Below are 19,213 nucleotides of genomic sequence, written 5' to 3'. Positions count from 1 at the left end.
AACTACAATGCCGACAAGCGGGCAGACACCCTGACCCGGCGCGGGCTGTACCTGCACACGCTGATCGCGGTCATGCCCGGCGCACCGCCGCCGCCGACCGAACGCGCAGCCCTCGACCAGGCGATTACGGCCACCTATGCTGCGGCCGGGATCAACGGCGACCCGGCCACCTGGTCGCGTCCGGCGCCGCTGCTACGGGACCTGGCCGAAACCCTGACGGCCGACGACGACCCGGCGGCCGGGCAGCTGGCCGCCCGGCTCGCCCCATGGACAGTCGGGAACTTCTCCAGCCTGTTCGACGGGCCGACCACTACCGCGCCCGAGGGGCACCTCGTGGTCTGGTCGCTGCGGCACCTGCCCGACGAGCTGCGCACGGTCGGTACGCTCCTGGCGCTGGGTTCGATCTGGTCGGGCATCGGCACTCCGTCCACCGGCGTTCGCCGGCGGCGGCAGCTCGTCGTGGTCGACGAGGCGTGGCTGCTCATGCGCGACGGCGAGGGCGCGCGGTTCTTGTTCCGGATGGCGAAGGCCGCGCGCAAGAGGTCGGCGGGTCTGTGCGTAGTCACCCAGGACGCGGCCGACGTCCTATCCACCGATCTTGGCCTGGCGGTGGTGTCCAACGCCGCCACGCAGGTGCTCATGCACCAGTCGACCCAGGCCATCGACAAGGTGAAGGAAGCGTTCTCGCTGACCGCCGGTGAGGCCCGGCTGCTGCTGGCGGCACCACGCGGAGAGGGGCTGCTCATCGCGGGCCGCTCCCGCATTCCGTTCCGCAGCGTCGGGTCGGCGGCCGAGCACAAGATCGCCGTCACAGGTATCGGGGAGGCGTCATGAATCCCGACACCTGGACCCGGCTCGCTGCCCTATGGGCGTGGGTGACGGCGCGGCCGTGGCTGGCGCTCGTGGCCGCCGCCGTGATCGTCGGCGGTGTGGTCGCCCATGACAAGGTGCTCGCCTGGCGGCACCAGCGCTACGCCACCGGGGCGCGGTGGCTGACGGTGGCCGCGCCGCCGGTGGTGACGCCGGAGTCCGCCGCCGCCTTCTGGACCACCATCATGGGCGTCCTCACACCCTCGGTGTGGCGGCGGATCTACGGCATGCCGCACATCGGCTGGGAGTACACCTGGACCGGCCGCACGCTGACGATCCGGGTGTGGGTGCCCGGCACGGTTCCGCCCGGCGCGGTCGAGGCCGCGATCCGGGCTGCCTGGCCCGCCGCGACCCTCACCGTGACCGACGCCGCCGCGCCGATCACCGCATCGGTGTTCGAGCAGGTCGGCGGGGCGCACTGGCCGCAGTCGGCCGACGCGCTACCGCTGCGTAGCGAGCACGACGTCGACCCGTTGCGGGCGCTGCTGTCGGCCGGGGCCGAGGTCCGCGACCGCGAGCACGCGTGCGTGCAGATCCTGGCCCGCCCAGCAGCACCCCGGCGGGTTCGCGCCGCCAGACGCACGGCGGCGGCGACCAGCACACACCCTTACGGGCGGCCCGATGTGGCCGCCCGTGCTGTTTCCGGGTTCGCGCTACTGCTCACCGAACCGCTGATATGGCTCCTGGACGCGTTCACCCCCGGCCCGTCACGGCCGCGTACCCAGGCCCGCACACCGGTGCGGGCCGGTGAGCGTGACCCGGTGGCCACCGCCGACGCCCGCACGATCGTGGACAAGGCCGTCACCGTGCCGCACTTCGAGATCGCGATCAGGTTCGCGGTCGCCGCCGACGCGGGCAAGACCGTGCCGGACAAGCAGCGGGCGAGGCAGATCCGCGAGCGCCTCGTCGGCCTGGGGCTCACGATCGCCTCGGCCGCCGCGGCGTACACCGGACCGAACCGGCTGCGCAGGATGAAGATGCCGCAGCCGGTGGCCACGATCGCCGGGAGGCGGCTGCGGCGCGGGTTCCTGGCCACCGTGCCGGAGCTAGCGGCCATGGCCGCGCTGCCGCAGGACTTGGCGGTGCCGGGCCTGGACCGGGCTCGGGCCAAGGCGATGCCGGCGCCGGTGCAGATCCCCTCCGGCGGACGAGGCGTGAAGGTCCTTGGTAGGTCGCAGATCGGGGGTTACTCGGTGGGCCTGAACGTGGTCGACGCCCGCCAGCACATGCACGTCATCGGCAAGACCGGCGTCGGCAAGAGCACGTTGCTGCTGAACATGATCGTCGGCGACATCAAGGCCGGGCGCGGGACGGTGGTCATCGACCCACGCGGGGACCTGATCACCGACATCCTCGACCGGGTACCGGCGTCGCTGGCCAAACGGATCGTGCTCATCGACCCCGACCAGCCCAACCCCGGCCAGTTCAACCCCTTGGAGGACACCAACGATCCGCACCTGGCCGTCGATAACCTCGTCGGGATCTTCGCGAAGATCTTCGCGCGGCAGTGGGGTCCGCGTATGGACGACACCCTGCGGGTGGCGTGCCTGACCCTGATGCGCCATGCCGAGCCGACGCTGAGCCTGGTGCCGCCGCTGCTGTCGGACCGCACGTTCCGGGGCCGCTACACGGTGGGCCTGGACGACCCGGACGGCCTGGCCGGGTTCTGGACCTGGTACGACTCGATCAACGAGAACTTCCGGGGCCAAGTCATCGCGCCCGTGCTGGCACGGTTGCGGCAGTTCCTGTTGCGCGACTTCGTCAAGAGCGTGATCGGCAACTCGACCAGTTCGTTCAAGATGGGCGACATCCTCAACGGCGGTGTCTTACTGTGCCGGCTACCCAAAGGCCAGCTCGGCGAGGAGACCAGCCGCATCCTGGGCTCGCTGATCGTCGCCCGGGTCTGGCAGGCCGCCATCGCCCGCGCCGCGATCCCGGAAGACCAGCGAAAAGACGCTTGTCTATACATTGACGAGGCGCACAACTTCCTCACGTTGCCGGGCAGCGTGGACGACATGCTGGCCGAGGCCCGAGGCTATCGCCTCGGCATGGTCCTGGCCCATCAGGATCTCGCCCAACTGCCCAAGGAGACGGCCGCCGCGATGTCGGCCAACGCCCGCTCCAAGATCGTGTTCAACATCGACCCCACCGACGCGCGGGAGATGTCCCGGCACACCAAGCCGGAACTCGACGATCACGATCTCGGACACCTGGACGTCTACACCGCCGCGGCGCGGCTTCTGGTCGGCAACCGGGAGATGGCCGCGTTCACCTTCACCACCAACCCGCCGACGCCGATCGTCGGCGAGGCCACCGCGCTGCGGCAGGAGATCGCCGCCGCGCACGCCGTCGACGGCGAGGAACCGCCGATGCAGCGGGTGGCCCGCGAGGCGATGCGGCGGCGCATGAGCGGCACCGACTGACCGATCTCGCTCGGACCGTTGGGGCTGCCCCGGGCGCCTGCGTGGGGGGCTCCGTTGGGGATGTTGCCCATCGGAGCCCCCAACGGACCTCGCCACAGGTCCCCTGTCAGGTGGCTGACCAGGCCAAACACCCGGACCTGTCAGGCCGCAAGAAAGATCAACTCGTCCAGACTCCCAATAGGGACTCCTCTTCTCCACACAGGGGTGACATCCATGCCGCATGCGCGGTCCTCTCACGGCCTGCTGGCCATCTATCCGCACATCACCAGTCGTGACCGTCAGCTCGTGACCCTGCTCGACCACCACCAGGTCCTCACCACCGACCACATCACCCGCCTGTTCTTCCACGCCCCGCGTACCGCCCGGCACCGGCTGGCCGAACTGCTCGACCTCGAGCTGGTCGACCGGTTCCGGTTCGCCCGCACCGGCGGAGGCACCGACCCGTACCACTGGGTCCTGGGCCACGCAGGGCAACGGTTCCAGGCCGCATCACGCGGTGAGCCCGAGCCCACGCCACGAGCCTCCAGCCAGCGCATCGCCCGCCTGTCGGCCAGCCCGCGCCTGCAGCACCTGCTTACGGTCAACGAGTTCTTCGTCCGCCTCGGCGAGCACGCCCGCCGGCACGACGGAGCATCGCTGGACCGATGGTGGTCGGAGCAGCAGGCTCAACAGTTCAAGAGCACCAAGACCGTCATCAACCCGGACGGGCATGGGCTGTGGGGCCGAGGCGGGCAGACGGCCGGGTTCTGGCTGGAGGCCGACACCGGCAGCGAACCGCTGACCCGCGTCGTTGCCAAGCTCAACGGCTACCGCAAGTTCGCCGCCGGGGGCGGGCCTCGGTACCCGGTGCTGTTCTGGCTGTCCAGCCCGATCCGCGAAGAGCACCTGCACCGGCTGCTCAGTCAGGAGCCCGGTGGCGTCACCACAGTCACCGCGACCCAGGACGCCGACCCCGCGCAAGCGGTGTGGCTGCCCGGCGACGGCACGCAGCGGGTCCGCCTGGAGCAGCTGTCCAGCTTCCACGGCAGCAACAACCCATCCAATCCCAACTTCGTCGACGGCGTCCTGCACCTCGGGGCCTGACAGAACCTGACCGGCAGGCCGCAAAACCTGTCAGCGCAGGTCAGAGGCATGGTCGAGTTTCCTGACAGGGGTTGTGCTGACAGGTCGGGCCGTTACGGTGCAGTGAGCTTCTTCTCTTCTCTTTTGCCCGCACCGCCGCCCGCCTGTCCTTCCTGGACCTGCCCGTGCCCGCGCGGATCACACAGCCCACCTTCTGGTCGGCTCCGGTCCCCGCCCCGCGCCTTCCACGGCGGCATCCAGGCCCAGACACCGCGATCCGCTGGCACCACCAGCACACCAACCAACCCCACCACCCCTTCGCGAAGGGAGCACCCCCATGCGCACCAACACCCCGCTCGCCAACCAGGTCGTCCACCGTGGTCTTCCACCCCGGCCTGGACGCCGACTGGTTCTCCGCCAGCGAGAAGGTCAACGATCTTCTCAACGCCAGCGGCACCCCGTCGCGCCGCTTCCACGTCCGCCACCGCCGCTTCGTCGGCTGGATCACCCGGTTCCTGGACTACTACCTGGTCGACGCCGCCCGAAAGTTCGGCGCGATCACCAAGGCCGCCGGTGGCCGTAAGGGTCGCCTCGACCTCAACGGTGGCGCCGCCAAGGCAGCAACGAGGCACGCCTACGCTGGCACGCCTGGTACCAGTACATGAACGCCAGCAAGGCCACCGCCCGTGAGGCCCGCACCTGGGAGGACTACCTCGCCCAGCACCAGGCCGACCCGGCCAAGCTCAGCCTCAACGAGGCCCGGCAATCTCCACAGCACATTGCAGGCCATGGCCGACTCTCAGTACAGCAACCTCGCCAGTACAAGCTTCAGGCAGCACGGGACAAGATCGCCGCATGTAACAGCAAGCTCGGCCGCTACGGGGCAGCACTCGAAGCCGGAACCGACCCGGTGGCTCGCCGACATCACCGCCGGCCGCCACAGCATGATGGTCGTCGACACCACCGAAGAGGCCAGCGACATCGCCCACCACGCCCGCAACCTGCTCATCACCGCAGGCCGCGTGCGACCCGGCCGCGCCGTCCGCCTGCACGACGGCAATCAGGCCAGCGTGGGCGACATCATCGTCACCCGCCGCAACGACCGGCGCATCGCCGCCGGCCCCGACTACGTCACCAACCGCGACCAGTGGCGCATCAACGCCATCACCCGCGATGGACAGCTCCACGTCACCAACATCACAACCGGCACAGGCACCGTCCTGCCCGCTGCCTACACCGCCCGGCACACCCACCTCGCGTCGAGGTGCCGACCTCGTCCCACTGCGCGATGCTCAGCCACCCGCAGGTCGTCGCGGACCTCATCCACCAGGCCGCCAAGGCGACAAGCTGACTCAAAGGCCCCGAGCCCGGCAGCCATCCCGCCGGCACATAGCCAGCCCCGGCCTGCGCACCACCCGACCCGGGTCAGCCCTGACCGCTCCCGGCAACGACTGGCCCGACACCGCCCTGCCGAGCGATGGCCCGGCGTCCGTGTCGTGACCTGACACAGCCCGCTCGTGTGGATGGGAAATGAGGGTTCCGCGAACCGTGAAGAAGTAGGTTCGCTGGTGTGCTCGACCTGCCACTCGCGTCCGCGTTCACGGTCTTCGACGCTCAAGGCTCGGGGTGCCTGTCCTACGGCGTCGAAGCGAACGGGCGCCGCTGGTTTGTCAAGAAGGCCACCACACCCCAGGCCCGCGTCTCGCTGATCCGCGCCAGCCGGCTGCACGCCGCGGTCCGGCACCCGGCGATTGTCCGACCCGAGCGAATCCTCGACGGTTCCGACGGGCCGACCCTGGTGTACCCGTGGCACGACGGCTCGTGCCCGCACCGCGCGGCTGGCCGCTACCCTGGCAACAGCAGCCGCCTTCGATCTTGTAGTCCTCACAAACGCATGATCGACAGGCGGCTGCGTCCACTTCGCACATTCCCACCGCATCCCGCCAGGCCAGACCACCAATGGCGGCTGCCGTAGTAGGCCAGCACGGAATCACAGTAGGTTCCCGTGACAATTGGTTCGTAGGCTGAGGTGCATGAACCTGGCAGAACGCCTGCGCTGGGCGCGCGAGCGGGCCTTTGTCGGTAGATCAGCGGAGCTGGCGGAGTTTCGGGTGGCGCTGGCAGGCGGCTCTGACTCCCCCGTTCTGTTGTACGTGCATGGTCCCGGCGGGGTGGGCAAGTCGACGTTGCTGCGTCGGTTCGCCGATGAGGCGCGCGACGCCGGACGGCGCGTGATCGAGGTCAACGGTCGACTCATCGACCCCTCACCCGCCGGGTTCACGGCTGCAGTCGGAGGCCCGGTCGTCGCCGGTGTCGTGCTGATCATCGACGCGTTCGAGCACTGCCAGGGTCTGGAGGGCTGGCTGCGCGAGGTGTTCGTGCCTTCGCTGCCCGAGGAGACGCTCGTGATCATCGCCGGTCGCGAGCCTCCCAGCCCAGTGTGGCGCAGCGATCTGGCGTGGCAGGACGCGATGACCGTGTGCCCGCTGGGCAATCTCAGTCCCTCCGAAGCCCGTGACCTGCTGGAGTCGCGCGGTTTGCCTGCCGCTGCGCGTGATCGCATTCTCGATTTCGCCGGTGGCCATCCGCTTGCGCTCAACCTGGGCGCGTCGGTCGCGGCCGCGGTTGGGGGCGACGTGTGGGAGCCTACGCCGGACGTGCTGGCCGCGCTGCTCACCCAGTTGGTCGGCGACGTGCCCGGACCTGTGCACCGGCTCGCCCTGGAAGTCGCCGGGCACGCGATGACCACCACGGAGGGACTGCTGCGGGCGGTGGTCGGGCCGCAGCAGGCGGGTGAGATGTTCGACTGGCTACGCCGGTTGCCGGTGGCCGACTGGGGACGGCGGGGCCTTTATCTGCACGATCTGGTCAGCGACACCATCGACGCCGACCTGCGCTGGCGGGACCCGCAGGGATACGCGGAGATGCACCGCAAGGTGGGTCACCACCTGCTTGACCAAGCGCGGACAGCCCCGGACGCGGATGCGATGGTGGCGATCCGGGAGCTCAGCTACCTCAAGCGGTACGGGCCGATGGGCTCCTACTTCCAGATGCGCCGTGAGGGCGACTTCCACGAGGATGTGCTGCGCCCCGGCGACGAGGCGGTGATCACGGTGTTCACCGAGGCCACGGAGGGGCCTGAGTCGGCGGCGATCGTCCAGCGATGGCTTGGGCGACAGCCGGAGGGGTTCTGGGTCTACCGCGACTCGCACACCGGCCGCGCGGAGGGGTTCATGCTCTCGCTGGCGCTCACCGAGCCGCCTTCAGGTGACCCGGTTGCCGAGGCGGCCTGGGCTTATGTCGAGAAGGTGGCGCCGCTGCGCCCTGGAGAGCATGTGCGGCTGACTCGGTACTGTCTGTACCCGCCGGCGTATTACGAGATCTCTCAGGTGCTGCACCTGATGCAGTTGCGGATCTGCGCCGACTGGATCCGCCGGCCGGGGGTGGCCTGGTCCTTCATCATCAGCCCGTACCCGGAGGTGTGGGCGCCGCTGATGGAGCATCTCGGGCACTACCGTACTGTGGAGGTGCCGCCGTTCTGCCTGTTTTCGTGCGACTGGCGGACCACGCCGCAGTCGATCTGGTTTGACCGGACCCAGCCAGGGAGCCTGTCGGAGGACGTGCCCACCCGAGCGGTCCAGACCTTGACGCGCACGGCGTTTGATCAGGCGGTGCGGGAGGCGTTGCGTGACTGGCACCGCCCCGACGAGCTGGCGGCCAACCCGCTGCGCCATGCCCGGATGGTCGCTGGTGATCCGAACGAGGTACTGCCCGCGCTGATCATGGAGGCGGTCGACGCGCTGCGTGACGATCCGCGCGACGTGAAGCTGCACGCGGTGCTGGCGACCACGTTCTTCCACCGGGTGCCGAACCAGGCGGCGGCGGCCGAGCGGCTGGGCCTGCCTTTCAGCACGTATCGCCGTCATCTGGACCGGGGCCAGCAGCGGGTCTGCGAGCTGCTCTGGCGCAGGGAGACCACTGAGCACAAGGTGAGCATCTGATGGGCTGGTAACTGAGCAACGATCGCGACCAAGGTGTGGATCGCGCCGGTGATCTCCGGCGCGGTTCACCGGAGGGCCTTGCTCCGGAGCAGACCGGGAGGGCTCATGCAGGGTCCATGGCGACCGCTGGCCGTTGTCGCCACTGCCCAGTTCCTGGTGGTGTTGACCACCTCCATCGTCAACGTGGCGCTGCCCGCCATCGGTCAGGGCCTCGGGTTGTCGCCGGCCGGCCTGTCCTGGGTGGTCAACGCCTACGTGCTGACCTTCGGGGCCTTGCTGCTGTTCGGCGGCCGGCTCGGTGACGTCCTGGGTCGGCGCCGGATCTTCCTCGCCGGGACCACGGTGTTCACCGCGGGTTCGGTGGCCGCCGGTGCGGCGGCGTCGTCGTGGACGCTGATCGCTGCACGCGGCGTCCAGGGTTTCGGGGCGGCGCTGCTGGCCCCCACAGCCCTCGGGATCGTGCTCACGCTCTTCCCTGCCGGCGGTGGCCGGGCCCGTGCGATTTCCGTCTGGGGCGCGGTCTCCGGGCTGGGCGGCGCGGCAGGGGTCCTGCTGAGCGGGGTACTGACGGACCTGCTGGGCTGGCGGTCGGTGTTCGCGGCCGTCGCTGTCGTCTCCGCGGCGATACTTGTTGCGTCCTGGCTGCTGGTGCCCGCCGACCGCCCTGGGGGCGGATGCATCGACGTCACCGGCGCGGCAACGGTCACCAGCGGTCTGGTACTGGTGACGGTCGGCCTGACGCAGGGCGGCTGGCTGTGGCTGCTCAGCGGCGCGTTGCTGCTGCTCATCTTCGCCTTGGCCCAGACACGGATCACGCATCCCCTACTGCGGCCCGGCATGCTGCGGATCCGCACGGTCGCCACAGCGAACCTCCTGATGGCACTTCTCGGCGCGGCCTGGCTGAGTGTCTTCTTTTTCCTGCCGCTCTACCAGCAGAAGACCCTGGGCTACTCCCCGGTCAGAGCGGGGCTCACGCAACTGCCGCTCGCCCTGGCGATCATCGGCGGTTCCGCGCTCGCTCCCCGGCTGGCGAGGCGGTACGGCGCCACCACCCCTGTGACCAGCGCGTTGGCCGCGCTGGGGGTCGGATTGCTCTGGCTTGCCAGGACCCCGGCAGCCGGTTCCTTCCTGACGGTCCTGGCCGCACCGTCACTGCTCGTCGGTACTGGCATGGGGATGGCGTTCGTACTGCTCACCGAGATGTCCGCCGACGGCGTCGCCGCAGCCGACGCCGGGCTGGCTGGCGGCCTTGTCAACACCACCCGGCAGGTCGGCGGGGCGCTCGGCCTGGCCGCGCTCATCCCGCTGGCCAGCACGACCGGCGGCTACGGCGCAGCGTTCGCCGGGGCAGCCGCCATCGCCGGCGCCGGCGCCGCACTGGCCTTCGTCCTTCGCACCGCATCCAGGCGAGTTGGAAAGGAAAACGTATGACCGAGATCGCCAAGCCGTATCTCAGCGGGCACTACACGCCCGTCACCGACGAGACCTCCGCGACGGGCCTGACCGTTCGCGGGACGATCCCGCCCGAGCTGGAGGGCCGCTACATCCGCAACGGCCACAACCCGAAGCCCGGCGTCGTCCCGACGCACTGGTTCCGTGGCAGCGGCATGCTGCACGGCGTACGGCTGTGTGGCGGCCGCGCCGAGTGGTACCGCAACCGGTGGGTCCACACCACCGCCCTCGACGACGACGCCCCGCTGTTCCGCCCGGACGGCTCGATGGACCTTGCTGCCAGCGCGGCCGCCACGCACCTGGTCGAGTTCGGCGGCCGGCTGCTCGCCCTGCAGGAGGTGAACCTGCCCTGGGAGGTTACCCCCGAGCTGGACACCGTTGGCGTGTTCGACTTCCACGGCGGGCTCAAGACACCGATGACTGCCCATACGAAAGAGGACCCGATCACCGGTGAGCTGCACTTCCTGTGCTACTCGCCGTTCCCGCCACACCTGATCTACTACACCGCGTCGCCGGACGGGCACATCACCCGGGTCGAGGTCATCGACAGCGCCGGGCCTTCGCTCATGCACGACTTCGCCATCACCACCGAGCACGTGATCTTCTTGGACCTGCCCGTGACGTTCAACCCGGCGGAGCAGTCCGGCATCCCGTATCGGTGGAACGACGACTACCCCTCGCACATCGGTGTCATGCCCCGTACCGGGCCCGCCGTCGTGCAGTGGTTCGATGTCGAGCCCAGCGCGCTGCTGCACAGCACCAACGCCTACGTCGACCTGGCCGGGCGGATCGTGCTGGACGGGCCGCGCTACGACCGCACGTCGTGGGAGTCGACGTGGAAGTGGTGGGTCGGCGCGCCCGGCTACGCCACGACGCCGGGGACCGGGATGACCGCGTACCGGTGGATCCTCGATCCGGCCACCGGCAAGGCCACCGAGCAGGTCTCCGACGACCTGTTCACCGAGTTCCCCACCATCGACAACCGCCTGGTCGGACTGCCCAACCGGCACTCTTACGCCCTGGCGTTCCCCGGCAGCGGCCGCAGCGACTGGGCGGTGGTCAAGTACGACCACCAGACCGGCGCCCGCAAGGTGGCCGATCTGGGCCGTGACCGGCTGCCCGGCGAGGCGTACTTCGTGCCCGCCGAGGGCGGCACCAGCGACGAGGACGGCTACCTGCTGTCCATCGTCAGCGACCTCGGGTCCAACTCCTCCGAGCTGCTCATTCTCGACGCCTCCGACCTCGCCACCGTCGCCGCGGTCGAGCTACCCCGCCGGGTGCCGGCAGGCATCCACGGGTCCTGGATCCCCGACACCGACCTGAAAGGCTGATCATGGTCACCACTATCGATAACAACGCCGCCATCGTCGTACGAAAGCAGATCCGCGTCCACGCGCCCATCGAGCGCGTATGGCGGCTACACACCGACGTCAACGGCTGGACCCACTGGCAGAGCGACATCGACACCGCACACACCGACAGCGACCTCCAGCCAGGAGCCACGTTCCGGTGGAGCACCGCCGGTCTGTCGATCATCTCCACCGTCTACGCCGTGGACGCTCCCCACCGCATCCTTTGGGGCGGCCCCGCACACGGCATCACCGGCATCCACGAATGGACGTTCACCGCAGACGGTGACAGCACCATCGTGCACACCGCCGAGTCCTGGGACGGCGAACCGGTCCACGCCGACCCCGACAACCTGCGCAACGCCCTCGACGCTTCGCTCGCGTCCTGGCTTGACCACCTGCGCAAAGCCGCCGAAACCCCCAACACCTGAGCAGGAGTTCCCCATGTCCACCATCCCTGAGCAACGTGGCCCCTGGCAGCCCCGCCCACCGGACAGCCTGACTGCTGCCGGCTCGCCTGCAAACACGCGGTGATCCGCAGTCATCACGCACAGACAGTCATCTCCGAAGCCCCATTGAACCGCTCCGGGTTCTGTGGAGACCTCAGCTGTTGGCTCCAACCACCTCGCGGGGCTGGTGTTGAGCGTAGAACATCGATTCGTATTCGGTCGGTGGGACGTGCCCGGTCGCTGAGTGCAGGCGCTGGTTGTTGTACCAGTCGACCCATTCGGCGGTGGCCAGTTCGACCTGGGCGAGGCTGCGCCAGGGGCGGCGGGGTTTGATCAGTTCGGTCTTGTACAGGCCGATGGTGGACTCCATCAGCGCGTTGTCGAGGGCGTCGCCGACGCTGCCGATCGAGGCGTCGATGCCGGCAGCGATCAGATGGGTGGTGAATCGGAACGACGTGTACTGCCCGGGTTCAAGGGGGGATTCGACCACAAATTTGCAGCACCCATGCTCAGCATGGGTGCTCATGCCGTAATCCTATAGCAGTGACGTGATCTCAACAAGAATCCGGTAGGTATCGGTATTCGAAATGGGTGAGGTGGAGAGCGGCGCGGACGATGTCGCCGACCTGGCGTGGGCTGGCTGTGCTGTGACGTAGGGTCCGCCAGCGGCCGACGAGGATCGCGAAGCCGCGTTCTCCGAGGCACCGCATTGATCGAAGGACGGCGTTGTAGGTCCGGTTGTCAACCGCGAGCCGGCGGCCGTCGGCGGGCTGCTTGTACGGAGCGTGGATGCCCTGGCCAGCGCCTTCGTAGCCGGAGTCGGCCAGGGTCGGCAGCCGCAGTTGGGAGGCCGCCCAGTACAGGGCGCCGGTGACGTCCAACCGTTGGGCGCAGGTCAGGGTCATGCAGATGCCCGGGCATCGCATCCGAGGTCCAGATCGGGAGCCCGTCGGGGCGCATCACCGCCTGAATGTTCGCCCCGAAGTCGCGGTGTTTCCCGGAGTACCAGGCGTCGATCGTGTCGCCTTTCACGCTTACGGTGGTCTCGGCGAGGCGGTCGGTGTCGAACAGCTTCCCGTCGAGGATCACGTGCGACCAGCCGTCGGCGGCGACCCGGCGCAGCGCGTCGTGCAGGGTGGGTGTCTGCGCCGCCAGGACCCGCACGGCCTCGGCAACGTACCGGTAGGCCGTAGCCCGCGAGACCCCGAACCCCGCCCCGAGGGTGGTCTTGTCCTCACCCTTGCGGAACCACACCAACACCAGGATCGCCTGGTAGAAGCACGTCAGCGCACGGGTTCCCGCTCGGGTGCCCACCGCCCGGCGCTCAGCGCGAAGCAGCCGCGCCACGTGCTGTACGAGTTCCCTGGGCACGTCGAGCCTGGCAGAATAGGCGATCACGTGGAGCCCTCTCGAAGACTGGATTCTGTCGCAAGAACCTGTCTATCGATGGCTCCACGTCCATATCCAACACCATCCGGTATGGACGTTACGCCCGTGTCATCCCCACCCGGCCGCCGAGCCTTGCTGAGATCACCTCAGTCAGCGGGCACTGTGGAGAATTAGCCGACGGTCGGAGTGGCCAGGACTCCGGATTACTCATTTCATGACGAAGCATTGAATGGCTGCCAGGCAAGCTTCCCCCGGGTTGGTGGAGCGGCGGTTACCTGCCGCCGCTTGGTGCAGGGGGTGGCGATAGCTGGCTCAGCCAGGTCGTTCTGGCGGGTGTGCCAGGCGGTCTTGTACTCGTCGGGACTACTTCTGCAGGTCGGACAAGAGCAGCTTCCGGTCGACCACGCGAAGCCTCTAGCCGCCGCGTACGAGACACTGCCTTCGTTAAGCCAAGAAGTTGTCAGTAGCGACTACAGGAGGTTGTGCTTACGGGCGAAGTCCGGGAATTCCGCTCCGGAGCAGGGCAGACGAGCACCGGTTGCTCTCAGTGCCTCAATGAGGTTCCCCGCAGCCGCCAGGGTTTGCTTGCCGTCCCGGCAGGCCCCCGCGAGAAGCCAGATGGTGCCATGGACGCGGGCATCGTGGGCACGGGCGACCTGCGTCGCGTTCCTGTCGTCCGTGATCGCCACGCCTCCCCGCAGTTCGGCGGCCGCGAGAACGGACGCTTCCCCGAGGTCGCGCTCACCCGAGCCGAGCCGCGCGGCCCATTTGGTAAAGCACCGCACCTCATCGAGCGTGTCCAGCTGGGCAGTGGCCAGCCAGTCCGCCTCGCAGGCGACGGCCAGTTCACGATGATCCTCAGATCCCGCCCGCAACTCCTCCCGAACCACCTGAGTCGTCCAACAATCGGCATCGAGCAGCAGATCATGCAAGACGTCTAGCCGGTCAGCGAGAGTGAAGTGGCTGAGAACCATCGTGTCGAGCACAAGGACGGAGGTGGCTTGCGCCAACTGGTTCACGGCGCGATCTCCAGGTCGTCCTCCTGCGGTAGATCCGCCTCGGCGATGTGGCCATGCATCAACTCCAGAGCCCTGGCCCGGGTGATTCGCCTGTTCCGCAACGCTTCCATCACGGCCTTTGCGTAGGCGGGCGATACCCGCACCAACGCAAGGTCGGGCTGCGGTGCCCAGCCCAACGCCTCCATGAACTCCACGTGGGTCGGCCGAACCTGGCTCCAGGCCCTACGCGTCTCTGCGTCGATGGTCCCTGCCTGCTCAGCCTGCCGCAACGCCAGCAACCAAGAGGTACGGTATCGAGCCGCATAGCTCACGATCTGATCCCGGCTCACCGTCCCGCGGGCTCCGGCTGCGGCAATCGCTTGCACGGGCAGCAGCAGTTCCGCGGCGAAGGCATCAATCACCGCCTCCCGTTCTGCACGCGAGGCACTCACGCCGAGGTCGGCGGAATACTCATCACCAATGATGAGATGCCCCAACTCATGTGCAGCGGTAGCCCGACGGCGGCCAGGATCGCCCGTAGTGCTCACGACAGCAACGGCGATGTCGCCCTCGATGAGCGATGCGCCGTCGCCTGGCAGGTCGGTGACCAGAACCCACTGACCTGCGCGCTCACAGACGTCCATGATGCTGCCGATCGGTTCATCACCGAGCCCGAACCGCTGTCGCAACCACCGGGCTGTCTGACGCGCATCGTCCTCGGATGCCACCGGGTGCGGGTAGCGAAGCAAAGGACGGGTACGCAACACGCCAATGTCCAGCAACTGCTGGACATTGCGCAGCCACTCAACCATGGCGATTTCGAGGCGTTCCGACGACCGTGCTGCCTCAGTGTCCGTTTCCTCGGTCAGCGGCGCCGCCCGTCGGGACAACACCGCTGGCGGCGGCTGAATCAAGTACTCCATCGACACCTTCAGTGCCCTGGAAAGCCGAGCCAGCTCCAAGCCGTCCAAACGGCGGCTGCCAGCCTCAACCTTGGCCAGCATGGTTCGGTCTAACCCCACCATCGCCGCGAGATCCTGCTGCGAGATCCCCAACGACAGGCGGGCTTGCCGTACCTGCTCACCGACGAGGGGCCAGTCCCAGCCATCTGCCATGGTGCGATAATCGCACACTCAGCGCCGGAATGGGACAACACACGGAAGATCAGGGTTCGCGCATCCAAGTCTGGGTCGGTGACGAAGACACCCTTGCCCTGCTGACGCCGGATGACCCCGCTGGGCCGTCTGCGTCGAACGCGGCTTGGGCGACCAACACCCAAAGCCGCGAGCCGAGCCGGCGAAGCTCGTCGTCCGGCTGCACGGGTACGGGGCCAACAGGCGCTCGACCTACACGTCCTCGTTCCCAGCGCCCACGTGAGCGCGAACGCATCGACTGCCGCACACCTGCGGAGAGCTTCCTCGCCACCACAGCAAAAATCCCCGCCCAACGGGACGTGGATCACGCAAAACACGAAGAACTATCACGCTCCGTGTGGAAATAACGTGTCCGAGATTCGCACACGAATTTGCGGCACCCATGCTTAGCATGGGTGGTCATGCCGTGATTTTAGCAGTCTGCCGTCAGTGAGAAGGTCGCCCGGGCCCTCGGCTCAAATGAGTGCGGGAGGCCACCCTCGCTGTCACGTTGCGGTGGCCGCCAAGTCATTGAGGGCCGCGTTGATCACGGGCCAACACATGCTGACGGTATCGCGGTCTGGGGCGTGGCCGATTTTTACTTGGGCGTTGGGGTGCACGAGGTTGCGATATTCGCGGAGTTTTCCAGCGAAGCCGCGGACGTCGGCTTGTATCCACTTTTCTCGGTGAGCGGTCTCGATCAGCTCGTGCAGGGTCCACTTGTCGAGGGGTTTGTGCGAGTTGGGCATGCGGGCCTTGACGGCGTCGAGAAGAACGCCTTCCAGAAGGCTGCCGAGCATGATGATCGCGCTGGCGTAGGCACCGTTGCGGTCGCAGATGCGTGCCTCGTTGAGTCGGCTTTCAAGGACGATGGCGAGGTCGGTGTCGCGGACGATGTCGGCCATGGCCACGTGGAGCATGACGTCTGGTGACTGTTGCTCTTGGTCCTCTGGTTGCTTGTAGGGGCGGATGACGGGTCGCCCCTGGCTGTGTGCGATCTCGAAGCCTTCGATGGCGAGGACGCTGTTGAGTAGCTTGGTGACCTCGGCGGCGGCGAGAGGCTCGTTGCGATGGACGTACTCACGTCGGTCGGCAAGGCGGCAGACGAGCGCGTCGATGGCCCCGGGTGCGTTTCGACGTTGACGGAGTTGGCTGGTGAGCCAGCTTCGGCGCTGTTCGCCGTTGTATGGCGCGACGTTCTCCCAGCCGGCTTGTTGGAGAAGCTTGGGCAGCTCGGCCGCACGACGGTACACGGGGTAGTCGTCGCCGCCGCAGGCGATTCGGGCGATCTCGTCGAGGATGTTGTCGTCGATACCTTCGAGCACGTGGGTCTCCTAGAGGTCGTCTTCGTCGTCGGACAGCGGTGTGGGTCTCCAATGTGGCTGCTGGCGTGGTGCTGCGGGAAGTGAACGGGGTTCGATGCCTCGTTGCTGTAGTTGCTGCCAGAGTGGTTCGAGGGCGGCAGCGGGGTCATGCAGGTATTCGCTGTCTCTGATGCGGATGAACTGCCAGCCAGCTCGGCGTAGTTCCCGCTCGCGGTGCAGTTCCTGCTGGACCTGTTCAGGTTGTCGGTTCCGCGACGCTGTGTCGCACTCGACGGCAAGCCGGCCGTTGTCGCCGACGACAACAAGATCGATGGCTCGGTGGTCGACGGGGTAGTGCGGGACTACGGCGTAGCCGCGGCGGCGCAGCTCCAGGAAGACGCGTTGCTGTAGCAGGCAGGCGAAGGGTTCGGTGCGGGTGCCGGGGGTGACGTCGTCGAGCTCGGGATCAACCGTGAGGGTCGCTGGAGGGTGGAGCATGTAGGTCAGCAGGGAGTGGCGGAGGTCGGTGGGGTTCAGGCTGGCCAGGGGCACCGAGGTGAACAGCCAGAGTTGGTCACGGGCGCGACTGGCGGCGACGTTGTACCGACGCTGCTCGGTGCGGCCGGTGAGGGCTTTCCTGGCCTTCGTTACGACCATGGACAGCAGGATGATGTCGCGTTCGTCGCCTTGGAAGTCGGGCGGTTGGCCGACTCGAATTTGTCGGTGGCGTATTTCGGCCGGGTCGACGCGCTCGTAGAGCAGCTTTTCAAGGACCTGTGTCTGCTTGCCGCTCTGCAGCGCGATGATGCCGATGGTCTTGTTGCGGCACATCGGGTCGTCGATGATCTTCTGAACGTGATCGATGATGGCATTGGCTTCGACCTGATTGCGCAGGGTTGCCCTTTGCCCCTCCTCCGCGGCGTCGTCGACGTGCACGACTCTGAGGGGGTCGAGGCGATCGGCCCCAAACTGGCGGAGAGGGATGAGCCTGCTGTCGTAGAACTGCGCAGAGGACCATCCGATGATCTCGGGCATGCATCGGAAGTGTTCGGAGAGCCGAACGACATCGGAGAAGCGGGAGGCGAGGAGTTCGTAGAGGTTGGAGCTGGGGAGGAAGCCGTTGCGGAGGTTCAGTGGCATGTCGGCTAGGTGCCGGTCCAGGCTCTCTTGGACGGCCTCGGAATCGTTGTTTCGGTAGTTGGCGCCGGGTGCGCACTGCTTTTCGTCGCCGACGACGATGACTCGTGGTGCCAGCCACAGGAGGAAGAGGTTGTCGATGCTGGCTTGGCTGGCTTCATCGACGATGACGACGTCAAAGGCGTTGGGTTGTGGCGGGATGGTGTCGGTCACGGCTGACAGGGGCATGACCCAGGCGGGGACGGCCTGCTGGGCGTTCTTCATCGCCTCGAACGCTGCGGTGAGGTACCGGTCCTTGTTCTTGCCCTGCCCGCGGCCGTAGGCGCCCATGTTGGTCTTGTAGGACTGGAGGGCTTGACGCTGCTCTTCCGTCATACGTTCCAGGCAGTGCTGCAGAGCCTGTTTGCCGGCTAGCTCTGCGGTGACGCGGTTGAGTTCCAGTTCGACATCGTCGATTCGCTGCTCGTGGATCTGCTCGGTATCTGTCGGCCGGACCATCTGGTGGTAGGCCGCCGCGGCGCCCCAGGCCCACGACGCTTCGATGTCGTTGAGGCGGCGTTCCCAGGTTGGATCGTCGAGGTTCTCGCTGACCTGGTTGGCGAGTGCCGGGTGGGCGGCGGAAAGCCTCTCGAGCAGCTGTTCGCAGCGCTGTTGTGAGTCCTTGTCGTTCCTTGCCAGATCAAGTTGCCGGCAGGCTGCGGCGTAACGGTCGATGTCGCCGCAGCCAAGGGCGACGCTGAGATCGGCGACTTCGGGGGCGACGTCTGGGTTCCGGCACCATGTCTGCACGGTGTTGGTGAGCTCAGTCATGGCCCCAGATGCCTGCCGCGCCCCGGTGATAGTCGTTCGGTTTTGACCGACGCGGACGAGGAGGTCCCAGTGTTCCGGGCTGCGGACTGCGAAGCGGATCCCGTGGCTGCGCAGGAGGCGCTCGACAGTGTCCCGGGCTGCGGCGAGCGTCCGCAGGGCTGAGGCGTTGTGTGAGATGTCGTGGAGATGCGCCACTCGAGGTCAAGTCCCCGGGAGTGGTGTTTCGCGGTTGAGGCGTGATTCTTCGTTGCGGTTCAGGCGGTGAGTGCTGCTGGGCTGTCGTGGGTTGGCGGGGTGGCGCGGGCTTTGGCGAGGATGTCGAGGCCGAGGTAGCGCCGGCCTTCGGTCCATTCGTCGTGTTGTTCGGCTAGGACGGCGCCGACGAGACGGATCAGGGCGTCCCGGTCGGGGAAGATCCCGACGACGTCGGTGCGGCGGCGGATCTCGCGGTTGAGGCGTTCCTGCGGGTTGTTGGACCAGATTTGGCGCCAGAGCTCCTTCGGGAAGGCAGTGAAGGCGAGCACGTCGGCGCGGGCGGTCTCCAGGTGCGCGGCGACGGCGGGCAGCTTCTGCTGGATGGTGTCGATGAGCCGGTCGTACTGAGCGTTCACGGAGTTGGTGTCGGGCTGGTCGTAGACGCTGTGCAGCAGTGTCTTGACCCAGGGCCAGGACGCTTTGGGGGTGGCGGTCATCAGGTTCGCGGCGTAGTGGGTGCGGCAGCGTTGCCAGCTGGCGCCGGGTAGGGTGGCGCCGATCGCGTCGACCAGGCCACGGTGGGCGTCGGAGGTGACCAGGCGGACTCCGGTCAGGCCGCGGGCGGTCAAGTCACGGAAGAA

16 protein-coding genes and 2 pseudogenes are annotated in these 19,213 nt (G+C 67.6%); 10 read left to right on the top strand and 8 right to left on the bottom strand.

Features of this window, described 5'->3' with window-relative positions; genetic code table 11:
- Positions 1-12: 12 nt before the first annotated feature.
- The 10 genes and pseudogenes from AB0C02_RS30030 to AB0C02_RS29985 all read left to right on the top strand — a co-directional run.
- A pseudogene (locus tag AB0C02_RS30030) lies at positions 13-834 on the top strand (conjugal transfer protein TraC); the annotation flags it as partial.
- Entirely contained in the window at positions 831-3,293 is a 2,463-nt protein-coding gene (locus AB0C02_RS30025) for a DUF87 domain-containing protein (RefSeq protein ID WP_357552497.1), read from the top strand. The pseudogene AB0C02_RS30030 and the gene AB0C02_RS30025, both read left to right, overlap by 4 nt.
- Positions 3,294-3,506: 213 nt before the next feature.
- A complete protein-coding gene (locus AB0C02_RS30020) occupies positions 3,507-4,376 on the top strand; it encodes a replication-relaxation family protein (protein ID WP_357552496.1) in 870 nt (289 codons plus the stop codon).
- Positions 4,377-4,732: 356 nt separating this feature from the next.
- The gene (locus AB0C02_RS30015; protein WP_357552495.1) at positions 4,733-5,020 is read left to right on the top strand and encodes a hypothetical protein; all 288 of its coding nucleotides are present in this window, start codon (positions 4,733-4,735) and stop codon (positions 5,018-5,020) included.
- Positions 5,021-5,143: 123 nt separating this feature from the next.
- Complete coding sequence (locus tag AB0C02_RS30010; protein ID WP_357552494.1) at positions 5,144-5,860, top strand: hypothetical protein; 717 nt, start codon at positions 5,144-5,146, stop codon at positions 5,858-5,860.
- A gap of 65 nt (positions 5,861-5,925) precedes the next feature.
- Positions 5,926-6,330 (top strand): hypothetical protein, encoded by a 405-nt coding sequence (locus tag AB0C02_RS30005; RefSeq protein WP_357552493.1) that lies wholly within the window; start codon positions 5,926-5,928, stop codon positions 6,328-6,330.
- A 58-nt stretch (positions 6,331-6,388) separates the two neighbouring features.
- A complete protein-coding gene (locus tag AB0C02_RS30000) occupies positions 6,389-8,356 on the top strand; it encodes an ATP-binding protein (RefSeq protein ID WP_357552492.1) in 1,968 nt (655 codons plus the stop codon).
- Positions 8,357-8,461: 105 nt separating this feature from the next.
- Positions 8,462-9,787, top strand: coding sequence for an MFS transporter (locus tag AB0C02_RS29995; RefSeq protein ID WP_357552491.1), 1,326 nt, complete (start codon positions 8,462-8,464; stop codon positions 9,785-9,787).
- Positions 9,784-11,139, top strand: coding sequence for a carotenoid oxygenase family protein (locus AB0C02_RS29990; protein ID WP_357552490.1), 1,356 nt, complete (start codon positions 9,784-9,786; stop codon positions 11,137-11,139). Before AB0C02_RS29995 ends, AB0C02_RS29990 begins: the two co-directional genes overlap by 4 nt.
- Before the next feature lie 2 nt (positions 11,140-11,141).
- Positions 11,142-11,588 carry an SRPBCC family protein gene (locus tag AB0C02_RS29985; protein WP_357552489.1) on the top strand — a complete coding sequence of 149 codons (447 nt, stop codon included), beginning with the start codon at positions 11,142-11,144 and terminating at the stop codon, positions 11,586-11,588.
- 172 nt (positions 11,589-11,760) lie between these two features.
- Here AB0C02_RS29985 and AB0C02_RS29980 read toward each other — a convergent pair.
- The 8 genes and pseudogenes from AB0C02_RS29980 to AB0C02_RS29945 all read right to left on the bottom strand — a co-directional run.
- Positions 11,761-12,069, bottom strand: a pseudogene (locus AB0C02_RS29980) (integrase core domain-containing protein); the annotation flags it as partial.
- Positions 12,070-12,160: 91 nt separating this feature from the next.
- Positions 12,161-12,397 carry a transposase family protein gene (locus tag AB0C02_RS29975; RefSeq protein ID WP_357552512.1) on the bottom strand — a complete coding sequence of 79 codons (237 nt, stop codon included), beginning with the start codon at positions 12,395-12,397 and terminating at the stop codon, positions 12,161-12,163.
- Positions 12,348-13,004, bottom strand: a complete 657-nt coding sequence (locus tag AB0C02_RS29970) for a transposase family protein (RefSeq protein WP_357552488.1) — start codon at positions 13,002-13,004, stop codon at positions 12,348-12,350. Before AB0C02_RS29970 ends, AB0C02_RS29975 begins: the two co-directional genes overlap by 50 nt.
- 461 nt (positions 13,005-13,465) lie before the next feature.
- Positions 13,466-14,014 (bottom strand): hypothetical protein, encoded by a 549-nt coding sequence (locus tag AB0C02_RS29965; RefSeq protein WP_357552487.1) that lies wholly within the window; start codon positions 14,012-14,014, stop codon positions 13,466-13,468.
- Positions 14,011-15,108 (bottom strand): XRE family transcriptional regulator, encoded by a 1,098-nt coding sequence (locus AB0C02_RS29960; RefSeq protein WP_357552486.1) that lies wholly within the window; start codon positions 15,106-15,108, stop codon positions 14,011-14,013. The genes AB0C02_RS29965 and AB0C02_RS29960 overlap by 4 nt, the downstream gene beginning before the upstream one ends.
- Positions 15,109-15,632: 524 nt before the next feature.
- The gene (locus AB0C02_RS29955; protein ID WP_357552485.1) at positions 15,633-16,451 is read right to left on the bottom strand and encodes a hypothetical protein; all 819 of its coding nucleotides are present in this window, start codon (positions 16,449-16,451) and stop codon (positions 15,633-15,635) included.
- Positions 16,452-16,460: 9 nt separating this feature from the next.
- Positions 16,461-18,377, bottom strand: coding sequence for an AAA domain-containing protein (locus tag AB0C02_RS29950; protein ID WP_357552484.1), 1,917 nt, complete (start codon positions 18,375-18,377; stop codon positions 16,461-16,463).
- Between the two features lie 254 nt (positions 18,378-18,631).
- Positions 18,632-19,213, bottom strand: a 582-nt coding sequence (locus tag AB0C02_RS29945) for a transposase (RefSeq protein WP_357552483.1), incomplete at its 5' end; no start/stop codon positions are given.

The sequence above is a fragment of the Micromonospora sp. NPDC048999 genome (assembly GCF_040649295.1).
Taxonomy (GTDB): domain Bacteria; phylum Actinomycetota; class Actinomycetes; order Mycobacteriales; family Micromonosporaceae; genus Micromonospora.
Note: the sequence above shows the minus strand (reverse complement) of the source record. Positions and strands in the feature narration are given on the sequence as shown.

Excerpts from the sequence above, each read along its gene's own strand:
- AB0C02_RS29950 (WP_357552484.1), bottom strand. The coding sequence starts at position 18,377 with ATGACTGAGCTCACCAACACCGTGCAGACATGGTGCCGGAACCCAGAC.
- AB0C02_RS29960 (WP_357552486.1), bottom strand. The coding sequence starts at position 15,108 with ATGGCAGATGGCTGGGACTGGCCCCTCGTCGGTGAGCAGGTACGGCAA.
- AB0C02_RS29985 (WP_357552489.1), top strand. The coding sequence starts at position 11,142 with ATGGTCACCACTATCGATAACAACGCCGCCATCGTCGTACGAAAGCAG.
- AB0C02_RS30020 (WP_357552496.1), top strand. The coding sequence starts at position 3,507 with ATGCCGCATGCGCGGTCCTCTCACGGCCTGCTGGCCATCTATCCGCAC.
- AB0C02_RS30010 (WP_357552494.1), top strand. The coding sequence starts at position 5,144 with ATGGCCGACTCTCAGTACAGCAACCTCGCCAGTACAAGCTTCAGGCAG.
- AB0C02_RS30025 (WP_357552497.1), top strand. The coding sequence starts at position 831 with ATGAATCCCGACACCTGGACCCGGCTCGCTGCCCTATGGGCGTGGGTG.
- AB0C02_RS30000 (WP_357552492.1), top strand. The coding sequence starts at position 6,389 with ATGAACCTGGCAGAACGCCTGCGCTGGGCGCGCGAGCGGGCCTTTGTC.
- AB0C02_RS29990 (WP_357552490.1), top strand. The coding sequence starts at position 9,784 with ATGACCGAGATCGCCAAGCCGTATCTCAGCGGGCACTACACGCCCGTC.
- AB0C02_RS29995 (WP_357552491.1), top strand. The coding sequence starts at position 8,462 with ATGCAGGGTCCATGGCGACCGCTGGCCGTTGTCGCCACTGCCCAGTTC.